This window comes from Paenibacillus sp. FSL R7-0048 (assembly GCF_038004505.1).
In the GTDB taxonomy this organism is placed as follows: Bacteria; Bacillota; Bacilli; order Paenibacillales; family Paenibacillaceae; genus Paenibacillus_AQ; species Paenibacillus_AQ odorifer.
The window spans coordinates 5,100,291-5,120,369 of sequence record NZ_JBBORF010000001.1; the positions used below are offsets into that span (position 1 = coordinate 5,100,291).

General features: G+C 45.2%; 20 protein-coding genes and 1 riboswitch. Of the genes, 4 read left to right on the forward strand and 16 right to left on the reverse strand.

Annotation, left to right across the window (positions count from 1 at the left end):
• Positions 1–4 precede the first annotated feature (4 nt).
• A riboswitch (cobalamin riboswitch) is annotated at positions 5–210 on the reverse strand.
• Between the two features lie 99 nt (positions 211–309).
• From NSQ91_RS22790 to NSQ91_RS22820, 7 genes are all read right to left on the reverse strand, one after another.
• Complete coding sequence (locus NSQ91_RS22790) at positions 310–1,170, reverse strand: undecaprenyl-diphosphate phosphatase (RefSeq protein WP_076130699.1); 861 nt, start codon at positions 1,168–1,170, stop codon at positions 310–312.
• A 50-nt stretch (positions 1,171–1,220) separates the two neighbouring features.
• A complete protein-coding gene (locus tag NSQ91_RS22795) occupies positions 1,221–1,844 on the reverse strand; it encodes a DedA family protein (protein WP_076281532.1) in 624 nt (207 codons plus the stop codon).
• Positions 1,845–1,861: 17 nt separating this feature from the next.
• Positions 1,862–3,811 carry an FtsX-like permease family protein gene (locus NSQ91_RS22800; RefSeq protein ID WP_076193048.1) on the reverse strand — a complete coding sequence of 650 codons (1,950 nt, stop codon included), beginning with the start codon at positions 3,809–3,811 and terminating at the stop codon, positions 1,862–1,864.
• Positions 3,786–4,556 carry an ABC transporter ATP-binding protein gene (locus tag NSQ91_RS22805; protein WP_076304673.1) on the reverse strand — a complete coding sequence of 257 codons (771 nt, stop codon included), beginning with the start codon at positions 4,554–4,556 and terminating at the stop codon, positions 3,786–3,788. The genes NSQ91_RS22800 and NSQ91_RS22805 overlap by 26 nt, the downstream gene beginning before the upstream one ends.
• An 85-nt stretch (positions 4,557–4,641) precedes the next feature.
• Positions 4,642–5,649, reverse strand: a complete 1,008-nt coding sequence (locus NSQ91_RS22810; protein ID WP_076130702.1) for a sensor histidine kinase — start codon at positions 5,647–5,649, stop codon at positions 4,642–4,644.
• Positions 5,646–6,347: a response regulator transcription factor gene (locus NSQ91_RS22815; protein ID WP_038572574.1), complete on the reverse strand. Its 702-nt coding sequence runs from the start codon at positions 6,345–6,347 to the stop codon at positions 5,646–5,648. The genes NSQ91_RS22810 and NSQ91_RS22815 overlap by 4 nt, the downstream gene beginning before the upstream one ends.
• Positions 6,348–6,509: 162 nt before the next feature.
• On the reverse strand, positions 6,510–6,962 hold the full coding sequence (locus NSQ91_RS22820; protein ID WP_218641829.1) for an NlpC/P60 family protein: 453 nt from the start codon (positions 6,960–6,962) through the stop codon (positions 6,510–6,512).
• A gap of 404 nt (positions 6,963–7,366) precedes the next feature.
• Here NSQ91_RS22820 and NSQ91_RS22825 point away from each other — a divergent pair, with 404 nt between their 5' ends.
• Positions 7,367–7,657, forward strand: a complete 291-nt coding sequence (locus NSQ91_RS22825; protein ID WP_340919941.1) for a hypothetical protein — start codon at positions 7,367–7,369, stop codon at positions 7,655–7,657.
• Positions 7,658–8,478: 821 nt separating this feature from the next.
• On the opposite strand, the gene NSQ91_RS22830 is transcribed toward NSQ91_RS22825, so the two are convergent.
• The gene (locus tag NSQ91_RS22830; RefSeq protein ID WP_038572584.1) at positions 8,479–9,273 is read right to left on the reverse strand and encodes a TIGR00266 family protein; all 795 of its coding nucleotides are present in this window, start codon (positions 9,271–9,273) and stop codon (positions 8,479–8,481) included.
• A gap of 300 nt (positions 9,274–9,573) precedes the next feature.
• Here NSQ91_RS22830 and trhO point away from each other — a divergent pair, with 300 nt between their 5' ends.
• Complete coding sequence (trhO, locus tag NSQ91_RS22835) at positions 9,574–10,470, forward strand: oxygen-dependent tRNA uridine(34) hydroxylase TrhO (RefSeq protein ID WP_340919944.1); 897 nt, start codon at positions 9,574–9,576, stop codon at positions 10,468–10,470.
• Between the two features lie 255 nt (positions 10,471–10,725).
• Here the strand turns inward: trhO and NSQ91_RS22840 are convergent, their stop codons facing one another.
• The 5 genes from NSQ91_RS22840 to NSQ91_RS22860 all read right to left on the reverse strand — a co-directional run bounded on the left by NSQ91_RS22840 (position 10,726) and on the right by NSQ91_RS22860 (position 16,149).
• Entirely contained in the window at positions 10,726–11,397 is a 672-nt protein-coding gene (locus tag NSQ91_RS22840) for a YitT family protein (RefSeq protein WP_076130250.1), read from the reverse strand.
• A gap of 315 nt (positions 11,398–11,712) precedes the next feature.
• Positions 11,713–12,213, reverse strand: a complete 501-nt coding sequence (locus NSQ91_RS22845; RefSeq protein ID WP_076134543.1) for a Crp/Fnr family transcriptional regulator — start codon at positions 12,211–12,213, stop codon at positions 11,713–11,715.
• 175 nt (positions 12,214–12,388) lie between these two features.
• On the reverse strand, positions 12,389–14,317 hold the full coding sequence (locus NSQ91_RS22850) for a PTS fructose transporter subunit IIABC (protein WP_248548397.1): 1,929 nt from the start codon (positions 14,315–14,317) through the stop codon (positions 12,389–12,391).
• 38 nt (positions 14,318–14,355) lie between these two features.
• On the reverse strand, positions 14,356–15,267 hold the full coding sequence (gene pfkB, locus NSQ91_RS22855) for a 1-phosphofructokinase (protein ID WP_076184203.1): 912 nt from the start codon (positions 15,265–15,267) through the stop codon (positions 14,356–14,358).
• 117 nt (positions 15,268–15,384) lie between these two features.
• The gene (locus NSQ91_RS22860; protein WP_340010867.1) at positions 15,385–16,149 is read right to left on the reverse strand and encodes a DeoR/GlpR family DNA-binding transcription regulator; all 765 of its coding nucleotides are present in this window, start codon (positions 16,147–16,149) and stop codon (positions 15,385–15,387) included.
• 251 nt (positions 16,150–16,400) lie between these two features.
• On the opposite strand from NSQ91_RS22860, the gene NSQ91_RS22865 reads away from it, so the two are divergent.
• Together NSQ91_RS22865 and NSQ91_RS22870 are read left to right on the forward strand one after the other, a co-directional pair.
• Complete coding sequence (locus NSQ91_RS22865; RefSeq protein WP_076130246.1) at positions 16,401–16,673, forward strand: hypothetical protein; 273 nt, start codon at positions 16,401–16,403, stop codon at positions 16,671–16,673.
• A gap of 190 nt (positions 16,674–16,863) precedes the next feature.
• The gene (locus NSQ91_RS22870; RefSeq protein WP_076130245.1) at positions 16,864–17,973 is read left to right on the forward strand and encodes an AI-2E family transporter; all 1,110 of its coding nucleotides are present in this window, start codon (positions 16,864–16,866) and stop codon (positions 17,971–17,973) included.
• Positions 17,974–18,083: 110 nt separating this feature from the next.
• Here NSQ91_RS22870 and NSQ91_RS22875 read toward each other — a convergent pair whose 3' ends face one another.
• The 3 genes from NSQ91_RS22875 to rnhA are packed head-to-tail and all read right to left on the reverse strand — an operon-like array spanning position 18,084 to position 19,888.
• Entirely contained in the window at positions 18,084–18,488 is a 405-nt protein-coding gene (locus NSQ91_RS22875; protein WP_340919952.1) for a hypothetical protein, read from the reverse strand.
• Between the two features lie 30 nt (positions 18,489–18,518).
• Positions 18,519–19,187 (reverse strand): uracil-DNA glycosylase, encoded by a 669-nt coding sequence (gene ung, locus NSQ91_RS22880; protein WP_340010869.1) that lies wholly within the window; start codon positions 19,185–19,187, stop codon positions 18,519–18,521.
• 44 nt (positions 19,188–19,231) lie between these two features.
• Positions 19,232–19,888 carry a ribonuclease H gene (gene rnhA, locus NSQ91_RS22885; RefSeq protein ID WP_076184205.1) on the reverse strand — a complete coding sequence of 219 codons (657 nt, stop codon included), beginning with the start codon at positions 19,886–19,888 and terminating at the stop codon, positions 19,232–19,234.
• Between the last annotated feature and the right edge of the window lie 191 nt (positions 19,889–20,079).

Here is a 20,079-nt window from a genome sequence, read left to right on the forward strand (position 1 = left end):
TGAAGCAGTGCTGTTGAAACAGGCAGGTCTCCTGGCTAGCGGCGTCAACATCTTGAGCAGTCTTCCCAGCAGTAGTAAATTGCCAGTGACCTCTGTTGCTCGAGATTCTTCCGTTACAGTGGCGGGACCGCATCGGCTTCGAACCGAATTTCCCTATTAAGCCTACCGAATTACTATTTTCCGGTCAGCACCTGTCTCCGATATCATTCATCATTTGAGTGTCTTAATCTGATGTCATCATACGTGAAAGCCCCAGCAATCTGCAATAGATTACTGGGGCTTCTGTTATATCGATTCCTTATAACGGACTTAGAAAAATACGAAATATACTACAGCAGCAAGAATTATACGGTATATAGCAAACGGTAAGAGCTTGATACGATTGATCAGTTTTAAGAAGAAACGCATCGATAACAGCGCAAATAGGAAGGCACTAATAAAGCCTGCAATAAAAAACGGCAACGCGTCCATGGTGAAATATTGCCAGTTTTTCATCAGTGACAACAGACTGGCACCTGCCATGATGGGTACTGCCATAATAAACGTAAAATCAGCAGCGGCACGATGGCTCATCCCGAGGAGTACTCCACCAGAAATCGTCGAGCCCGAGCGTGAAAATCCAGGCCATAACGAAAAACACTGTACAAGACCTACACCAAGTGCCTGTTTGTATGTAATCTGATCTACACTCTCAGTTCTGATCTTCTTCGGCCCAAACAGATCGGCAATAATCATTAATATAGCCCCAATCACTAGACCAATTAACACTGTTGAGGTAGAGAATAAATGCTCATCAATATAATCATTAAACAGAACACCTAACACACCTGCAGGCACTAACCCTACCAGAACCTGAGTCAGCTTGAGATGCCCGCCCTGCTCCAACTGCGGTAGCTCCTCTGTTACAGGATCCAACTGCTTACGGCTGAAACGCTTTAAGCCTAACAAATCAATGAACCGATTTCTAAAGATCACAACAACCGCTAATATTGAACCCAGTTGAATAACTACTTTGAAGGTATTTGCTGTATATTGTCCAAATAACTCCTGTGATTTCAGCCACATATCATCAACAATAATCATATGACCCGTGGAGGATACTGGAGCAAATTCGGTTAAACCTTCAACAAGCCCCAAAATAATGGCTTTAATAATCGTTAATAGCTCCATTTGTTTCCCTCCTTTTTAATAGTCATTTCTATTATCAGTCCACTACCCGCTTAGCCCTCAGTGTTCATTCTCCGGCTGCGTTTGCGGAAGTACAGAAACCCAAGAATAACTAATCCGCCAGCAATTAGTACATAGACTACATTGGAGTACACATCCATGTACACGGCAATGTCTTCCCAGGATTCGCCCAATACCGCGCCAATAAGCACAAGCAGCAAATTCCATCCCAATGTGCCAATCGTTGTGAAGATCATAAATACTCCAAATTTCATGCCCGACATTCCCGCCGGAATCGAAATCAGACTGCGGACCAGCGGAACCATCCGACAAAACAATACAGTCCAGTAGCCATATTTATCAAACCAGGCGTCAGCCTTGTGGATATCTTTTTTACTGACCCTAATTAGGCTACCCCAGCGTTCAACCAGTTTCTCTAACCGGCTCACATCCAATAATCGGCCAATATAATAGAGAATTACTGCACCCAGTAGTGAACCAGCCGTGGCAGCAATGATTACACCAGGGATCGTCAAGCTCGTCGTAGTCGTCATAAATCCTCCAAAGGGCAGGATCACTTCTGAAGGAATTGGTGGAAATATATTTTCAAAGGCCAGCATCAGAAAAATACCGAAGTAACCAAACTGCTCCATAAAATCTGTAATCCATGCTTGCATCTTGTTACCCCCATTTCTCATATCAAGTTCTTCTTCAGGTTGCGTAAATAGCGGCTGCGAATAAAAAAGAAGTATAGTCCTTGAACAGCCAAATATCCGAGTAACACCGCGCCTGTCTCCGTTGCGATAGATAAGTAGAACAACCGTTGAAGCGCAATAAAGGCAAACACACTGTGTAAAATAGCTATTCCGACCGGCACAAAAAACAACAAAGACAGCTGAATCGTAACTATTCGATTGAGTTCTTTATCCGTAAGTCCCATCTTGGACAAAGTGGAATATTGATTGCGATCATGATCAAGATCGGTATATAACCGGAAGTAAAGAAAGCTGCCTGCCGCAATAAAAAAGACAGTACCCACCAGCAAGGAAGCAAAAAGCATTGTGTTATACAATGTTTTCTGAAGCTCAAACAGCGTGCCGCTGATCACAATCGCATACGGAGAATCACTTTCATAGGACTGTTTGCCTTTATGGGCAAGATCAGCTGCGATACCTACCGTCTGCGGAAAATCCTCTACATAAAAACCTGTATAAAGATCCGTCTGCACGGGATCAATAGCACTGTAAAGCTCGTCACTGATCACGACACCACTAAAATCCCCGCCATCTCTACCATCCAGCTCCGGCAATAAATATTCGGCAATGGGGACTTGCTCGGTATAACCTATTTCTTTAATGGCAAGTCCTTGCTGCAAGGAATAGACCGCTTTTACTCTGCCTTCTGTTAAACTGCGATCCCGCTGCGAACCAATCATCACCAGACCTTCGTTGCCCACCAGAGCACGCTCATCTGTTGGGAAACCTGCACGTTGCAGGGCGAGATTATAATCACTGAAAGCAATCAAGGGAAGGCGTAAAGTGCGATCGGGTCCAGTCTGAGCTTCGACCTCAGCATATTTAATCGGGATACTAAGCGCTTCATAAGGGAGTCCGTGCGTCTTGAGCTCTTCCTTAATTTCGTTCAGATGCTGATCAAAGGGTACACCCGTCTGATTTCCTTTGGCTACATAACCCACTGCTGCAGGATAATCCAATTTCAGCTCTCTGGAAAGTGTATGTATCGATGCAAATACCCCTACGGAAGTGAAGGAGACTGCGGATACAATCGTCACCATAAAAAACATTCGGCCATTCTCTTTCCAGCGGTAGGACAAACCGGATAAAGTGATGATATTCGTACGATGCCAATACAAGCGCCGAATGTCCTTAAGCAGCTTAACCAAACAAATACTTAGCTGGGTATAAAAGAGATACGTCCCGATAACCGTAATCGCAACGACCGGAAACATGACTTTCTCTACGGAAGCAGCTTTTGCAGTAGCCGCCATATAATAACCACTGATCAGCAGTACAGCAGAAATAATAGATAATACAAAGGATACTTTGGGTTCTTCTTCTGCCTTACGCTCTCCCTGAAACAGACGCATCAGTGACTCATTGCCGATAAAAACAAAGGTGCAAAGCGATATCAGAAAAAACAATAACACGAAGCTGCAGATCGTAAGCACAAGTGCCTGCCATGGGAGATGAAAGGTTAACAGGGGAATTCCCAAAAAAGTGGATCCGATCATCAAAAATAATTTGCCCAGAAGTAACCCGAGAAGGGTACCTGTCAGGATGGCAGAGGTGCCGATCATCATATTTTCCAGAAAAACCATGGTGTTCAGCTGTCTCTTCGTCATTCCGTGCATCAATAAAATTCCGAACTCCATCTTGCGCGACTGCAGGAAGGATCCAACGGATACGAGTACGAACAAAGAACAAAAGACATAAATAATTGCCTCTGCCACCATCATCGTATGAGCCGCCGTACTATAAATTAAGCTCTTTGAAATATCCGGATGGTAAATAAACAAAGCGCACACGAAAAAGATCATCACCGAAAAAGCACTGACGACAAAATAAGCGGCATATTTGCGTTTATTACGTGTTACATTCCTATAAGCGAATTGCCGAAAGGTCATGGCTGGTTCCCCCAAGCAGAGACAGCATATCAATAATACTTTGGAAGAAAGCGCCTCTATTACTGCCCTTGTACATTTCACTATAGAAACGTCCGTCTTTAATAAAGATGACCCGGTTGCAAAAGCTTGCAGCCACTGCGTCATGTGTGACCATCAGTACCGTAGCTCCTTCTTCCTTATTCACCTCTGTCAACATATTCATGACTTCCCCTGAGGCTTTGGAGTCCAGATTGCCTGTGGGCTCATCCGCCAAAATTAACGATGGACGATGAATCATCGCCCGGGCGATAGCCGCCCGCTGCATTTGTCCGCCTGAGACCTCGTACGTGCGCTTCTTCAGCAAATGTTCGATGCCAAGCAAGGTAGTGACCTCTTTCAGCCTGCTCTCCATCTCTGGGACACGAGCACCTGCAAGCGTCAAAGGTAATACGATGTTTTCCTCTATAGTGAGCGTATCCAGTAGATTAAAATGCTGAAAGACGAAGCCTAGCTCATGACGGCGAAAAAGCGCCTTTTCTTTTCTGCTAAGCAGATTAGGATCTCGGCCGTTGATCAGAATCTGACCGGAGGTCGGTTGGTCGATGGTGGCAATCGTGTTGAGCAGCGTTGTTTTCCCGCTCCCGGATGGACCCATTATGCCAACAAACTCCCCCTTTTCTACAGAAAAGCGGATATGATTCAGCGCCTGAGTGGACACTTTACCCTCATATATTTTTGATAAATTATGAACATCTAGAATGGGCAAGTGTTACCTCTCCTTCTTTCGACTGGATTGCCTTCATTATACAAAGTGTACACATAGGCTGCTATTTCTGAAACTTACAATGCCCTTACACATTTGTAAGGTTTGTTATATGCTGCTCCCTAAATACAATCCGCACGGTGGTCCCGCTTCCTTCTTCGGAACGGATACTCACCTCATGTCCAAGCTTGCCGCAGATCTGCTTCACGAGATATAAACCCATCCCCGTAGATTCCTGGAAGGTTCGTCCATTCACCCCGGTAAAATAAGCATCGAACACGCGCGGCAGATCTCCTGCTGGTATGCCTACTCCTTCATCCCGGATCTCAAGCACAGTCTGCTTATCTTCCGTGACCATCCCTTGGAAATAAACATGTTTGCCCTCTTCTGTCGTATAACGTACAGCGTTCGTAATCAGCTGCGTAAGGACAAAAGTGAGCCATTTTTCATCCGTGGTTACGGTAATCTGCTCATCTATTTGTATAGCTGGAAATACTCTTTTTCGAATAAAAAGACGCTTCTGCTCAGAGGTCACACCACGTACGATGGTCTCCAAATTCAGCCGTTCCACATAAAAATCGTGCTCGAAAGTATCCAGACGGGCCGTATAAAGCACGGTATCCAGTCCTTTTTTCAGACGATCCAGTTCATCACCAATTGCCGTAAAAGGAGGGCCATCCTTATCCTGAATGATCAGATGAATGACAGACAACGGCGTCTTCATGCCATGTACCCATTGATTAATAAAGTGAATATGTTCTTCTAATTTGTGGCGGTAGCTGTGCAAATCATTTTTGTAGAGGCGGAATTGCGACCCCAGTAAACCTCGCAAGCTTACGGCTAGCGGAGAATCCTGTGTAGGGCCACCTGCCTCATCGAGAGAGGAGGGCGTAGTCTCCAAACGTTCATAAAACGTGCGATTGGTGACGTAACGGTAAGCGAGGTAGCCAATCAGTAGACAAGTGCTGAGTAGCGCGGCATATAAACTTACATTCAGACCGCTGCCTCCATCCAGCCGGTACACTAATGTGATCAGGACTAGCTGGGCTAGATAGACCACGATCAGGGGGAACTGTTCCCGTAATAACAACTTCATTCCTCATCCCCCCAATTCGGAATCAAACGATAGCCTTGACCGCGCACGGTTTGTAGTCCATCTGTGATAGCGAGAGCGGCAAGTTTTTTGCGTACACGTGTAACATATACATTTAAGGTATTTTCATCCACGAAGGCTTGATCATCCCAGATTTTTTCGAGCAGCCTGTCCCGGGTAACGATGACGCCTGATTTTTGCATTAGCTCATCTAGTATCTTGGCTTCCGTGTGGCTTAAGTCCACTTTAGCTTCGCCTCGGGTAAGGATTAGCCGCTCTACATCCAGCGTCATTCCGGCAACGTTTAGTGTGCGTTCATTATTCCCACCGGCATAGGTGCCGTAGGCGCGCCGCAGCTGACTTTTGATTTTGGCCATCGCGATTTCGTAATCAAAAGGCTTAGTGATATAATCGTCGGCTCCATTTTCCAGCGCCATTACTTGGTCCATTTTGCCATCGCGGGCAGATATAAAAAGAATAGGGCAGGTTGAAATTCCGCGAATCTGGCGGCACCAGTAATAACCATCGTATTTTGGCAAATTAACATCAAGGAGTACCAGATGTGGCGTGAACGCCTCAAACTGAGTGCGGACCCGCTCAAAATCACTCACCGCCTGCGTTTCATATCCAAACTTATGTAAATAATCCTGCAGCAAAGCCACAAGTCCACGGTCATCTTCTATAATAAATATTTTGAACATATCATGCCTCCGGTCCAGCCTTAACAATATAAGGGGGTCTGCCAAATAATATATACACCGTGCATAGGGTTAGTCAAATCGGAAGGAAGAAAAAAGAACCCATGAAGCACCTGTTTACGGCACCTTCTAGGTTCTTGGATAAGTTAGGTTTAAGGATATCAACTAGTCCCATTGTTTCTTCTGAATCCCGGCAAGAACTCTCTCTACAGGTGCCCAGCCGATAAGTTCTGGTTGGCTCCAGCCCGGAGCAGCTTGCAGATGGCAAATTTCCATGTAGTGATCTATCCTAACTTTATCCCAGGCATGAATGGCCCCGCCATTCCCAAGGGCCAAAGCTACATGCCCCCAATCCTTAAACTCACCGTCCACCAACCCTGAGCAAGCATAAAAAACAAACGCGCCAGCTGGCGGAGCCCCGGTATTCTTGTGCGCATCGTACAGCTCTGCGGATTCGCGTGCATCGCTGCCTCCCCACATTTCGATCCCATTGCTTCTTTCATATGCATCTTCAACAAAAGCAAGACAACGCAGCGGATACTCCTGCGACCCCAGTTGCACCTTAGCCCAACAAATAGCACTCTCAATTTCCTTGCCAAATTCCACGTCCATTACCAATATACATTCCTCCAAAGTACGAAATAGTGTTGAACACATCATACCTGAACCAGCTACTCATGAGCTGGTATTATATAGTTATCAATTAAACTATCCCAATTGTACCTGAGTGGTCATCTACTTCGGCCAACCATTACTTAAAAAACATAAAAAACCGTAAATGAGCATAGCTCATTACGGCTCTAACAAACTATAAATTGGTTTAAAGATGCAGGAGTGGTGGTGATAGTGTAGTAGTGGTGATAGTGTAGTAGTGGTGGTGATAGTAGTGGTAGTGGAGGACAATGTAAAGTTGATATTGCAGACGCCGAACGGTGATATCCCATCGAACATAAGTAACTTATTGCTTGTTGGAGTAACTCATTTGCGGGATTTATACCGTACATCTGACCGTATACGCTCGATTGTCTCCATTCTACGGGATTTATACCGTACATCTGACCGTATACGCTCGATCGGCTCCATTCTGCGGGATTTATACCGTACATCTGACCGTATACGCTCGATCGGCTCCATTCTACGGGATTTATACCGTACATCTGACCGTATACGCTCGATCGGCTCCATTCTACGGGATTTATACCGTACATCTGACCGTATACGCTCTATCGGCTCCATTCTACGGGATTTATACCGTACATTTGGCTATATGTGCCCCATCGGCTCTATCTGCGGGATTTATACCGTACATTTGACAGTGTCGAGTAAATCAAAGGCAATTTCACTCTTCTTTCGCGCCACACTAGCTCATTCGAGTAAATCAAAGGCACTTTTGCCCTTCTTTCGCGCCAAACTAGCTCATTCGAGCAAATCAAAGGCAATTCTGCCCTTCTTTCGCACCACACTAGCTAATACGTGCGAATCAAAGGCATTTTTGCCCTTCTTTCGCGCGATACTAGCTCATTAGAGTAAATCAAAGGCAGTTTTGCCCTTCTTTCGCGCGATACTAGCTCATTCGAGCAAATCAAGGGCACTTTTGCCCTTGTCTCACGCGATACTAAACCTTTACAGCAAAACAAGGGCATTTCTGCCCTTGTTTCACCACACCCTATAGCGCCACCGCTGAAACGACGCGTCCTCTTGTAATGTTGTATACCTCGTATGTTCCACATTTCGCACGCTCTCTGCTTCATATACTAAGCATTTCCATGCTCACTCCACATCTCGCACGCTCTTTGCCTCATATGCTCAGCAATGCCACGCTCACTCCACATCTCGCACGCTCTTTGCCTCATATGCTCAGCAATGCCACGCTCACTCCATATTTCGCACGCTCTTTGCTTCATATGCTCAGCATTTCCACGCTCACTCCACATTTCGCATGCTCTTTGCTTCATATGCTCAGCATTTCCACGCTCACTCCACATCTCGCACGCTCATCGCCTCATATGCTCAGCAATTCCACGCTCACTCCACATTACGCACGCTCTCTGCCTCATCTACTCAGCACTTCACACGCTCACTCCACATTCTATATATCCTCTACTTCCACGCTGTGCAATGCGCTCACGCAGACTTATCTACCATCCAGCAAATTGCCGAGTCCGCCAAGTACGCTTCCTTCTTCTTTCCGACCGCTGTTGCCAGCAGCGGACAGGATGCGATCGGCCATTCGGCTGAATGGCAGCGACTGTACCCACACCTTGCCGGGTCCGCGCAACGTTGCGAAGAACAGGCCTTCGCCGCCGAACAGCGCGGTTTTGACCCCTTTTACAAACTCAATATTATAATCCACCGAAGACGTCATAGCGACTAGACAGCCAGTGTCCAGCTTAAGCGTCTCTCCCGGTTGAAGTGTGCGTTCCATAACATAACCGCCAGAGTGTACAAATGAAAGTCCGTCACCCTCCAGCTTTTGCATAATAAAACCTTCACCACCAAAAAAGCCGGTACCCAGCTTACGCTGAAATTCAATACCGATTGAAACGCCCTTTGCCGCGCAAAGGAATGAATCCTTTTGACAGATGATTTTCCCACCGTATTGCTGCAGGTCGAGCGGGATGATTTTGCCTGGGTACGGAGCAGCAAAGGTGACACTTTTACGTCCATAAGAACCACTGTGTGTAAAGACGGTCATAAACAAGCTTTCACCTGTCAACAGACGTTTGCCCGCGCCCATCAGCTTCCCCATCAAGCCACTTCCACGCGAGCCTCCGCTGCCGTCGCCAAATATCGTCTCCATTGTTATTTCCTGATCCATCATCATGAAGCTCCCGGCTTCGGCAATTACACTCTCTCCTGGGTCAAGCTGCACCTCTACACACTGTATTTCCTCACCCATAATGGCATAATCAATCTCATGAGCACTCATCCCGCAGTTCCTCCTTATAATTAAAGTCAACATGTGACTTATGAATGAAAATATATACGTGCGTTGCGATTCACGGTTTCGCTAATCCTAACTATCCATGAAAACCGCCTATATTCAGCAAAAAAATCAACCAGAGGTTCTGGCTGACCTTAATCCGGTATCCCTGAAAAATGTTATTTATTCCAGCTTTCTTCAGGTTACTGTACCACATCTCTTGTCAATACTTGATAATATGTCACAATACTTTTTATACTTAAATGTTTATTTAGTAGTCTAATTCTAATGATAAAGGTGAAAAGAATGAATCCACAATCGGAATATGCAATTCTGCTATACTATAAATTTGTAAAAGTGCCGGATGCAGAACTATTCGCCCAGGAGCATTTGGCTTACTGCAAAGAGCTTGATGTAAAGGGACGAATTCTCATCTCAGATGAAGGCATTAACGGAACACTATCAGGTACGGTTGCCCAAACCGAGCAATATATGAAGGATTTGCGCGCAAACCCTCTGTTTAGCGATATCGTCTTCAAGATCGATGAGGCTGAGGGTCATGCCTTCAAAAAGATCTTCGTTCGTTATAAAAAAGAACTCGTGACGTTCCGGGTCGAGGATGAACTGGACCCTAACGTGATTACCGGAAAGCATCTGGCGCCTAAAGATTTCTATGAAATGATGCAGCGCGACGATGTGGTGATTCTGGATGGTCGTACCGGTTACGAATTCGATCTTGGTCATTTCCGCGGCTCCATCCGCCCCGAAGTAGACAGCTTCAAAGAATTCCCGGACTGGATTCGCGAGAATATGAGCGACCTTAAGGATAAACCAATCCTGACCTACTGTACAGGCGGGATCCGCTGCGAGAAATTAAGCGGGTTTATGATGAAGGAAGGTTTTGGACAGGTGTACCAGCTGGATGGCGGCATTGTGACTTACGGTAAAGACCCTGAGGTACAGGGCCAACTGTTTGATGGAAAATGTTATGTCTTCGATGAGCGGATTTCCGTACAGATTAATCATACCGACGAGGATATCGTTGTCGGACGATGCCATCACTGCGGTCAGCCAGCTGACCAATTTATCAATTGTGCTAACGATGCTTGTCATCTTCAGCATATTTGCTGTGAGGACTGTGAAACACAGCACAGTGGTCATTGCTCGGACGAATGCGAAGCTATCACGAATGCTGTGGGCTAAATAAAAGGACAAGCTGGCCGCAAATGTTTCTGCACGATTCAATTACGAGCACTAGTGAGTCTTAAGTTAACTAAAAGGTGGCGTACAGGATTTTCACTGTACGCCACCTTTTGTTATGAGCGAAACGTCCGAGCAACGCCCCTAAAGACTACACCCTTTAAATTACGTCATATCCAGCAAAAAAAAGTCAACCAGAAACTCTGGCTGACCTTAAATGTAGTATATCCCCGAATAAGCTGTTTATACCAGCCTTCTTCACATTACCGTACCATCATGCGGTTTACGCAGTGTAGATTGAATCTTTGGCGCCTTCACTAGCTTTGGTTTGCCTAAAGAGGTTGTAAAGGTGATCACATAGCCGGCTACGACTACTGCCATCACTGTATACATCGTTTCTTTAACAGGCATATAAAAGAGTGATAGTGCCAGAACGATTACATCCATCATGATGAATACCGTACCTACTTTGATTCCCTTCCATTCACTAACCAGCAGCGACAAAATATCGTCTCCACCGCTAGCCCCGCCACTCCGCAGGATAATTCCCGCTCCTAAACCTGTCAGTACGCCGGACAAAAGAGCTGCTAATGCCAAATTGTCCTGCAAGTTGATGACCAAACCGGAATAACGTTCCATGAGACCATAGAAGATTGTAAAAGCTCCTACAGAAACAAAAGTGTTGCACACGAACGCTTTCCCTTTGAACATCCATGCTATCAAGAGTACTGGAACGTCTAGAAGCAGAGTTGAAATCGAAGGTGAAATTCCTAATACGTATTTGCCAAGCAGCGATAATCCTACGAATCCGCCCTCTGACAAATGATTCTGAAAATTGATGTGATAATAAGTAAATGCAAGCAAAAATGTTCCAAACAAAATGACTGTCAATCGGAGCAGTACATTCACTCCGTAATTGTGGTTCCTCATACAGGTCTCCCCTTATCGTATATGGCGGCTAGACGTCCCACCAACCTCTACGACGGGTAAAACCGGAGGTATTGCTCCTTCGCATATATATACTCCTTCCCCTCGCAGAGGCGGTTCGTCAAGTAACAACGGTTTACGCACCTTCTACAGGGAAGCTAAGTATAAGACAGATCATAACGTTTCCAAATCGTCCTTTGGGGAATCGTCCTTCGGGGACACATGGTATCCTGATCCTTTCTCTAATTTGATAAGTTCTGTTTACATTATACCACGGAGCCACCCTACTCTAAACAGTTTGCCAGAAAAAAGCAGGAATCACTCTGTACTCCGCAGCAAACGGTTGATTGTTTCACGTCTTACACCGATCAATTGTCCTATTTCTTCCTGGGTCAATAACTCTGTTAGCGCTGCGCCATGAGAGTAGTCATTAAACCAGCGGGTTAGCAATTCCATACGTTCTGCAGGTGTACCTACAGTAAGATGATCCAGCCGTGTCTGCATAAACCGTACCTTCTCCTGAAGCAGTCTGGCGATTTCCATCGCTTGACCAGAATCATCCCGCAGTTGTTGATACCATTCTGCTGATGGAACTGCCTCCACCTCGCTCTTCATCATCGCAACTGCCGTTCCATGCGCCTCCTTTGGCGAAATGAGTGAATGATGGGGAACCATCTCACCGGGATACAGGATGTTGAATAACACCATGTTCCCATTCTCATGAAGTCTTGTGACCTTGAACAGCCCGCTTTTTACCTTAAATAAAAAATCACAGCTGTCTCCTTGGCGGAACAAGACTTCCCCCTTATGTAATATCATCTCGCTCGCTCCTTTTCCTTCTGATTATATATATTTTCAATTATATAAAATTAAACCTCATTTATGGAGATAAATCTACCTATGGGCGAGGAGGTGGGTGATTAAAATCCATGCAAAAACTGCTGGGTGCCAGAATGAAAATTCTGGCACCCAGCAGTTCAATTTATTTATAAAGTTACTTTGCTTCAAGCGGTTTCTTCCATAATCCGAGCATCAATCCGGAGATGACCGAACCGATCAGAACAGCTAAGAGGAACAACAGCGCGTGGCTTGAAAGGGCAGCTACAAAGATCCCGCCATGCGGAGCCGGCACGTTGATATTCCAAAGCTGTGTAAGACCTCCAGCAACGGCCGAACCAAGAATACAAGAGGTTAGGACACGAAGCGGATCGGCTGCGGCGAATGGAATGGCCCCTTCCGTAATGAACGACAAGCCCAGCACATAGTTCGTTAAGCCTGATTTACGTTCTTCTTCCGTGAATTTATTCTTAAAGAAAGTAGAAGCCAGTGCTATTGCAAGTGGAGGCACCATCCCCCCCGCCATTACAGCAGCCATCATGAAGCCGTTGGTATTGCCACTGGTAGTGAATACACCGATGGCAAAAGTATAAGCAGCTTTATTGAAAGGTCCACCCATATCTATGGCCATCATGCCACCGAGAACCAGACCCAGAATAACAGCATTAACAGTTCCAAGATCATTAAGCCAATCAATCAGTCCTACATTGATCCAGCTAAAGACCGGATCGAACAGGTAATACATCAATCCACCGGTAATTAGAAGCCCGAATACCGGATATAACAGGATCGGCTTCAGTCCGTCAAGTGTTTTAGGCAGTCCTGCAAATACTTTACGTAATCCGATAATTACATAACCCGCCAAGAAACCAGCAGCCAGCCCGCCGAGGAACCCAGCGTTGGAATTCAAGGCCATGTAACCCCCAACCATACCTGGCATCAGAGCCGGACGATCACCAATGCTAAGCGCTATAAATCCAGCAAGGACTGGAATTAGGAAATGGAAGGCACCATCTCCACCACCAATTGTCTGCAGTAACTGGAACAGCGGATGATCTGCTCCACCTACTTGTTCAATCAGGAAGGAGATTGCTAGCAGAATACCGCCACCGACTACAAACGGGAGCATGTGGGAGATCCCATTCATTAAGTCCTTATATATTTTACTGCCGATACTGCCAGATTTCTCTTTAGACCCTTCGTCATTGCCACCGCGACCTTCATTGTGATAAATCGGCGCTTCCCCATTCATAGCTTTACGAATAAGCTCTTCCGGCTTACGGATGCCATCACTTACAGGTCTTTGCAGTACAGGTTTACCGTCAAAACGGGCCATTTCCACCTTTTTATCAGCTGCAACAATTACACCGCTTGCACGCCGAATCTCATCAGGGGTAAGTACGTTTTTGGCCCCTTCTGAACCATTCGTCTCTACACGGATATTAACTCCCATTTCCAGAGCTTTTTTCTTAAGGGCATCTTCAGCCATAAAAGTGTGTGCAATGCCTGTAGGACAAGCAGTTACAGCTACGACAAAAGCTTGGGAATCCGGGTTGCCCACGATTACACGTTCAGGCTCTGACTTCGCGGCAGTTTCAGCAGCTTCGTTCTCTTTCTCCTTAGCTTCACCTTCCGCCTGCTTGGCATCAAACAAAGCTGATACCTCGTCAGGAGTCTGAGTATTCATAAGCTGTTCAATGAACTCGCTATCGATCAGTAGTCTGGACAATGAGGCCAGTGTACGAAGATGCATATTGCCTGCTCCTTCTGGAGCGGCAATCATAAAGAAAATACGTGCTGGCTCATCATCAAGGGATTCAAACTCCACTCCCCTTGCGCTCTTAGCAAATACAACCGTCGCTTCATTTACCGCTTTAGTCTTAGCGTGCGGCATTGCAATGCCGCCGCCAATCCCAGTGCTGGACTGCTCTTCGCGCTTCAGAATCATCTCTTTAAAAAGGATCGGATCATTAATTCGGCCACTTGCAGCAAGACTCGCAATCAATTCATCAATTGCAGCTTCCTTAGTTGTAGCTTTTAGATCCATGATCATCGTTTCTTTTATCATTAAATCCGTTATTCTCATCATGCTCAACTCCCTTAAGTACTTTGAATGCTGTCGGCTTACACTTCTGAGATTTGGATCAGCGGTCTCAGCTGTTCAATGAATTCTCTGTCCGCTAAGTCATCAGAGAATGCGGTTGCACTGCCCGAGGCAACGCCTGCACGGAACGCCTCCAACAAGTCTCCTGTCAAAGACAGTGTCCCTACAAAACCAGCGATCATGGAATCTCCTGCACCTACAGAATTTTTCACTTTACCTGATGGTGCGTTGGCGTGGTATACCCCTTGCTCCGTAATGAACAAAGCCCCTTCACCCGCCATGGAAACCAGTACATTTTTCGCTCCTGCATCCAGCAGCTTGCGTCCATAAGTAATAATCTCTTCCCTCGTATCTATGGTTACGCCGAATAGCTCTGCGAGCTCATGATGGTTCGGTTTAACCAGCAATGGCTGATACGCCAGTGCTTTTTGAAGTGCAGCACCAGTAGTGTCAATGACGAATTCCGCTCCGCTCTGTTTGCACACAGCTATAAGCTTGTCATAGAAATCTGCACCCAGTGATGGGGGAACGCTTCCCGACAAAATCACTACATCCTCCGCGTTCAAGGCAGCCAACTTTTGCAATAGTGCATTGGCTTCAGGATCATGAATGACGGGTCCAACACCGTTAATCTCCGTTTCCTCTCCATGCTTGAGCTTGATATTAATCCGCGTATCATCGGAAACAAACACGAAATCGCTTGAAATTGACTCTTCGTGTAACCAATCCTCAATATATCGGCCGGTGAAGCCTCCAAGGAATCCCATAGCCTTATTCTGAACCCCAAGCTGATTAAGCACTCGGGATACGTTAATTCCTTTCCCTCCCGGAAGCTTCAAATCACGTTTCATCCGGTTCAAGTCACCCAGTCTCAAATCTTCCACTTCCACGATATAATCAATGGAAGGATTAAGCGTTACAGTATAGATCATGATTATCCCTCAATTATGTTGGTTTTCTAAGCCATAGATTACCGATCACAAGTACGGCATCTGTAATTTCTCCAAACGATCACACGGTAATTCATAATTGCTTATCCTATATAAAATTTATACCAGCGTGAAATCCACACCCAATTGCGTGATCTCACGGATGAATTTGTCAGACGCTCCTGAATCTATAATGCAATGATCCATTTCCGTCACATCTGCAACCTTGCTAAAGGATATCTGCCCCAGCTTACTGTGATCTGCCAGTAGAATAACTTGCTTGGCGACTGCGATCATTTTGCGTTTTGTAGCTGCCTCTAACATGTTCGGAGTTGTGATGCCTTCCCGCAAATCCAGTCCATTAGTGGCAAGAAAAGTTTTATCTACTCTCACCATATCTAAGGAACGCTCTGTCATCGGTCCAACAAAAGCCATCGTATCCGGGCGAAGCATACCGCCTGTAATTGAGACTTCGATATTGCGGCAATCCCGCAGCTCATTCAGCGCCATAATCGAGTTCGTAATGACTTTGATATTCGAAAAGTTCTTCAGTTCTCTGGCAATCTGCAGTGTTGTTGTTCCTGCATCAAGCAGTATTGCGTCCCCCTCCTGAATCATCTCCACGGCCTTACGGGCAATCCGTTGCTTCTCATCCAACAAATGGTCTTCCTTATCAGGATAAGCCGCTTCAAAATTGACGCTCTGCAGGGAAACCGCTCCGCCATGAGTACGCTTTAATAGCTTGGCTTCTTCCAGCTCCTTCAGATCACGGCGCACAGTAGACTCAGATACGCTCATTTCCTGACTTAGCTCCTGTACAGAAGCTCTGGAGTTCTTTTCCACAAAAAGCACGATTTTTTGTTTTCTCTCTTCCTCAAACATCATCGTGGCTCGCTCCTTTATGTGACAGCGCGACCTGTGCAATTCCTTGCGCTCATCTATGAATTTTCTTGACCGTTAATTGATTATATGTGACCGTTATTGATCGTTTGTGCTCGTTTATGATTTTAACAGCGTTTTCATCCTGTGTAAAGTGCTAAAAAGAGACAGTGCAAAATTACATCCGAATTGCCTATCTCATATGCGGCATTTATAACATATTAATAATACATACCGGGAAAAGCGGGTGATCAGAAATGGCCAATGGAAGAAACAGCGGGAGAAATAAAGGCAACAGCAATGCTAATAAGAATGGGACCACCAATAACAATAATCCAGTGGAATCCGCAGAACTTAGCGCTGAGGATTATGAGATCATCGCAGCTGGACTTGTAGCCTTAGGTGAGATTTTTTCCTTTTTATCTCTTGTTAAAGCAAGACAAGTTACCAAAGAAACCGGAGGCGAAGATGTAGTTCCTGAAATCTTCACTTTATCCACTAGAAAATCTCATAGACGAAAGTCAAGATAATCTGTGAAAAAGCAGAGAAATAGTTATATCCCCTTGTTAAATTGCGAACTTTTTACTTGGCGTAACCTTTTTAACTAGAACCTCTATATGGGTATGCCAAGAACTACCTAAAAGGAATTGCCCGCTTTTGAATCAATACTTGTAAATTAGGGTTATTAAACTACATAGACATAAATTTGAATTTTGGGGGATGTTTTTATTGCCACAACAGAAGTATTTTCGGACAAGCCTTGCTATTATCGCCTTTTTACTGATTTTGTACTTAGGCTCCAAAGTAATGTTTCTCTTCGCCCCACTGGGTGCCATTTTCAAATTATTACTTGTTCCCATGATGTTATCAGGGTTCATGTACTACCTGCTGCGTCCGTTAGTAAGAATCCTTGAGAAAAGAAAATTAAACCGGGCGTTCTCCATCCTGCTCATTTATTTTCTGATTGCCGGCTTGTTCGTTCTCTTCTGGATTCTAGTCTGGCCGACACTTCAAGAACAAATTCAGAACTTTATTGATAACACTCCTTACCTCGTGCAAGGTTTGCAGGATCAGTTCAATGCATTGAGGGAGAATCCGACACTTTCGCGTTTTTTCAAAGGGGATTCCGACGTCGCAGCCCGTTTATCAGAATTTCTTAGCGATACTATTACCTGGGTTACCAATTCCATGTCCAATTTGATTGGCGTTGTTTCCAGCATTGTAGTGTTAATCGCAACTTTGCCCATCATTCTGTACTACATGCTAAAAGATGACTATAAGCTATCGCCTAAACTTCAAGGCTTAATTCCGAGAAAATATCGTAAGGAAGGGCAAGAGATGTTTGGAGATATCGACAGCGCCTTAAGCAGCTTCATCGTCACACGCGTGGTGCTAAATGTCGTACTCGGTATTATGTTATATATAGGGTTCCTTATCATCGGACTGCCTTACTCCCTGTTGCTCGCCGTAATTTCAGTGCCCCTTAACTTCATTCCATATGTGGGATCATTCTTAGCAGCGATTCCGGTAATTATAGTGGGTTTCATTGAATCACCGACGATGGCCATATGGTCCCTGGTTGTAATCTTCATTGCCCAGCAGATCCAGGATAATGTACTCTCACCGATTATTTACGGAAAATCATTGGATGTTCATCCACTGACTACGGTCATCCTTGTCCTTATAGGTGGAGACTTCTACGGTATTATCGGAGTTCTTATTGCGCTCCCTGTTTATATGATTATAAAAATTGTTTTCCTGCGCGTGTATGAGATTATTATTGCAGACCGGATAGATGAAACTGAGCCTATCAAAAAAGAGGAGCTATAACGGTTGTAATCTACTTCGTGAACGGGCGGAGCTTATCTATAAAATAAAAAAGGGTACGTCTCCAATCACTCGGAGTCGTACCCTTTTTTATTCTTTACAGGTGCCTGAAATCATCCTCGTAAAGAACGAACTACAAAGATGTGATTGCCCTTCATCAGGTTTTGGCCGTTCTGAAGAGTAACTGAACCTTTCGTATGTGAGGTAATAATCGTATTAAAGGCAATAAGCTGATCTTCTTTCCAGACGCTAACCGCCGAATTAAAATACACTGCATTGTCAAATTGCTGCCGATCCCTCATCACATAACCTACGGAATGGAGAACTGGAGGCAGCGCTCTTTCTTTTGGAGCCAGAGCCTTAATAACAACAATATCCCGAAACGGCACAGCAATTTCCTGATGGCCAATCACCGCCACCGATGCGGAAAGGTCCCATTTGCGGAGGATTCCCTTCATAATGGTATAAGGTTTCTCCCCGCAGTACATTATAACGGGTTTACCTACCCAATGCTTCATAGCTACCTCCCCTTCGCATCACTCCATAAATTATAAGTCCGGAATGAACCAATCTATTCCTGCCAACCCCTGCGACTCTAAAAATTGGTTGGCCTTTGAGAACGGACGACTGCCAAAAAATCCACGATGCGATGAAAGTGGGCTTGGATGAGGCGATTGCAGCACCTTATGCCGGCTTTGATCGATGAAGGCGCCTTTTTTCTGCGCATGACTTCCCCATAATATAAACACCATAGGCGTAGATCTTTCATTTAGCTTTTGCATAATAGTGTCTGTGAATGTCTCCCAGCCCAGACCTTTATGCGAACCAGCCTCACCTTCACGTACCGTCAGCACGGTGTTCAGCAACAACACTCCCTGCTCTGCTAAGTGCAGCAAAGAGCCGTGGTTCGGAACAGGCACACCGACGTCCTCCTTCAGCTCTGCATAAATATTGCGCAGTGACGGAGGGATACGTACCCCCAGATTGACAGAGAAGCTTAGTCCGTGCGCTTGTCCGGGACCATGATAAGGATCTTGACCTAAAATAACTACATGGGTCTCCTTATAAGGCGTTAATTTCAATGCTGTGAACAATAATTCTTTTGGCGGATAAACGGTATGTTCCTTATATTCTTGTGTTAGTGCGTCCATTAATTTTAGAAAATAGGGCTTTTGCATTTCATCCTGCAATACCTCATCCCAATCGTTGCCAAACATCCCCAAACTCCTCCTTTAACCGAAACCATAGCGATATAGCTTTTTTATTTCCGACCATAATCCGCTTTGATCTCGCCCCACTCTTTGGTCTGCCACTTGAGCACCTTATTGTCATATGTATTGGTTTGCAACCAACGCTCTGCCCGATCAATAAGCACCCAAATTTCCTCTGTTGAAGAATCGCGCGGCAAGGTTGTTGCCACCTTCTTCTGCTTCACCCACTTCATTGCATTTACTGAATCACTGTAGACCGTTTTATCGCTTCCCTCTTTCTTTAACAACGCCAAGGCATGAACAATCGCTAAAAATTCGCCTAAATTATTAGTGCCCTTTTTGATCGGACCACAGGAGAAAATGATATCTCCCGTTTGTGTATCTACACCCTTATATTCAACAGGCCCCGGATTACCACGAGTCCCCACATCTACTGAAATACTGTTGTAATCAATCTCCTCAGAGGTCTCTACTGTAGCACTGCGTTTAAAAGAACTAGTCCCCTTAGACTTTGCTGCACCAGCTGCCCCTGTTCCCCAATTCCCCTTCCAGCCCGCTTTATATGCCGCATCAGCTGCTGCTTTGGATTCATAGGATTTATATTTTGCACCGGTATAATGATCTGTCTGTGCCTGGCATTCTGCCCAAGTGCTATAGACTCCCGGTTGTTTACCTTCCCAGACTACATAATATTTCTGTTTGGCCATGGATAATGCTCCTTTTCTACTGCCTGTACTTATTGTAATCCATATTGCTCGTGAATTCATCGGATAAATCACATTTTTCAGGTCATACTATACGCCAGAGATGTCCAGGCCTATATTACCATTTGTAGATTGATTGGTAAATTACTAACTAATCACTCTATAGTAAGCTCGAAGGATATCAGTACAATTAC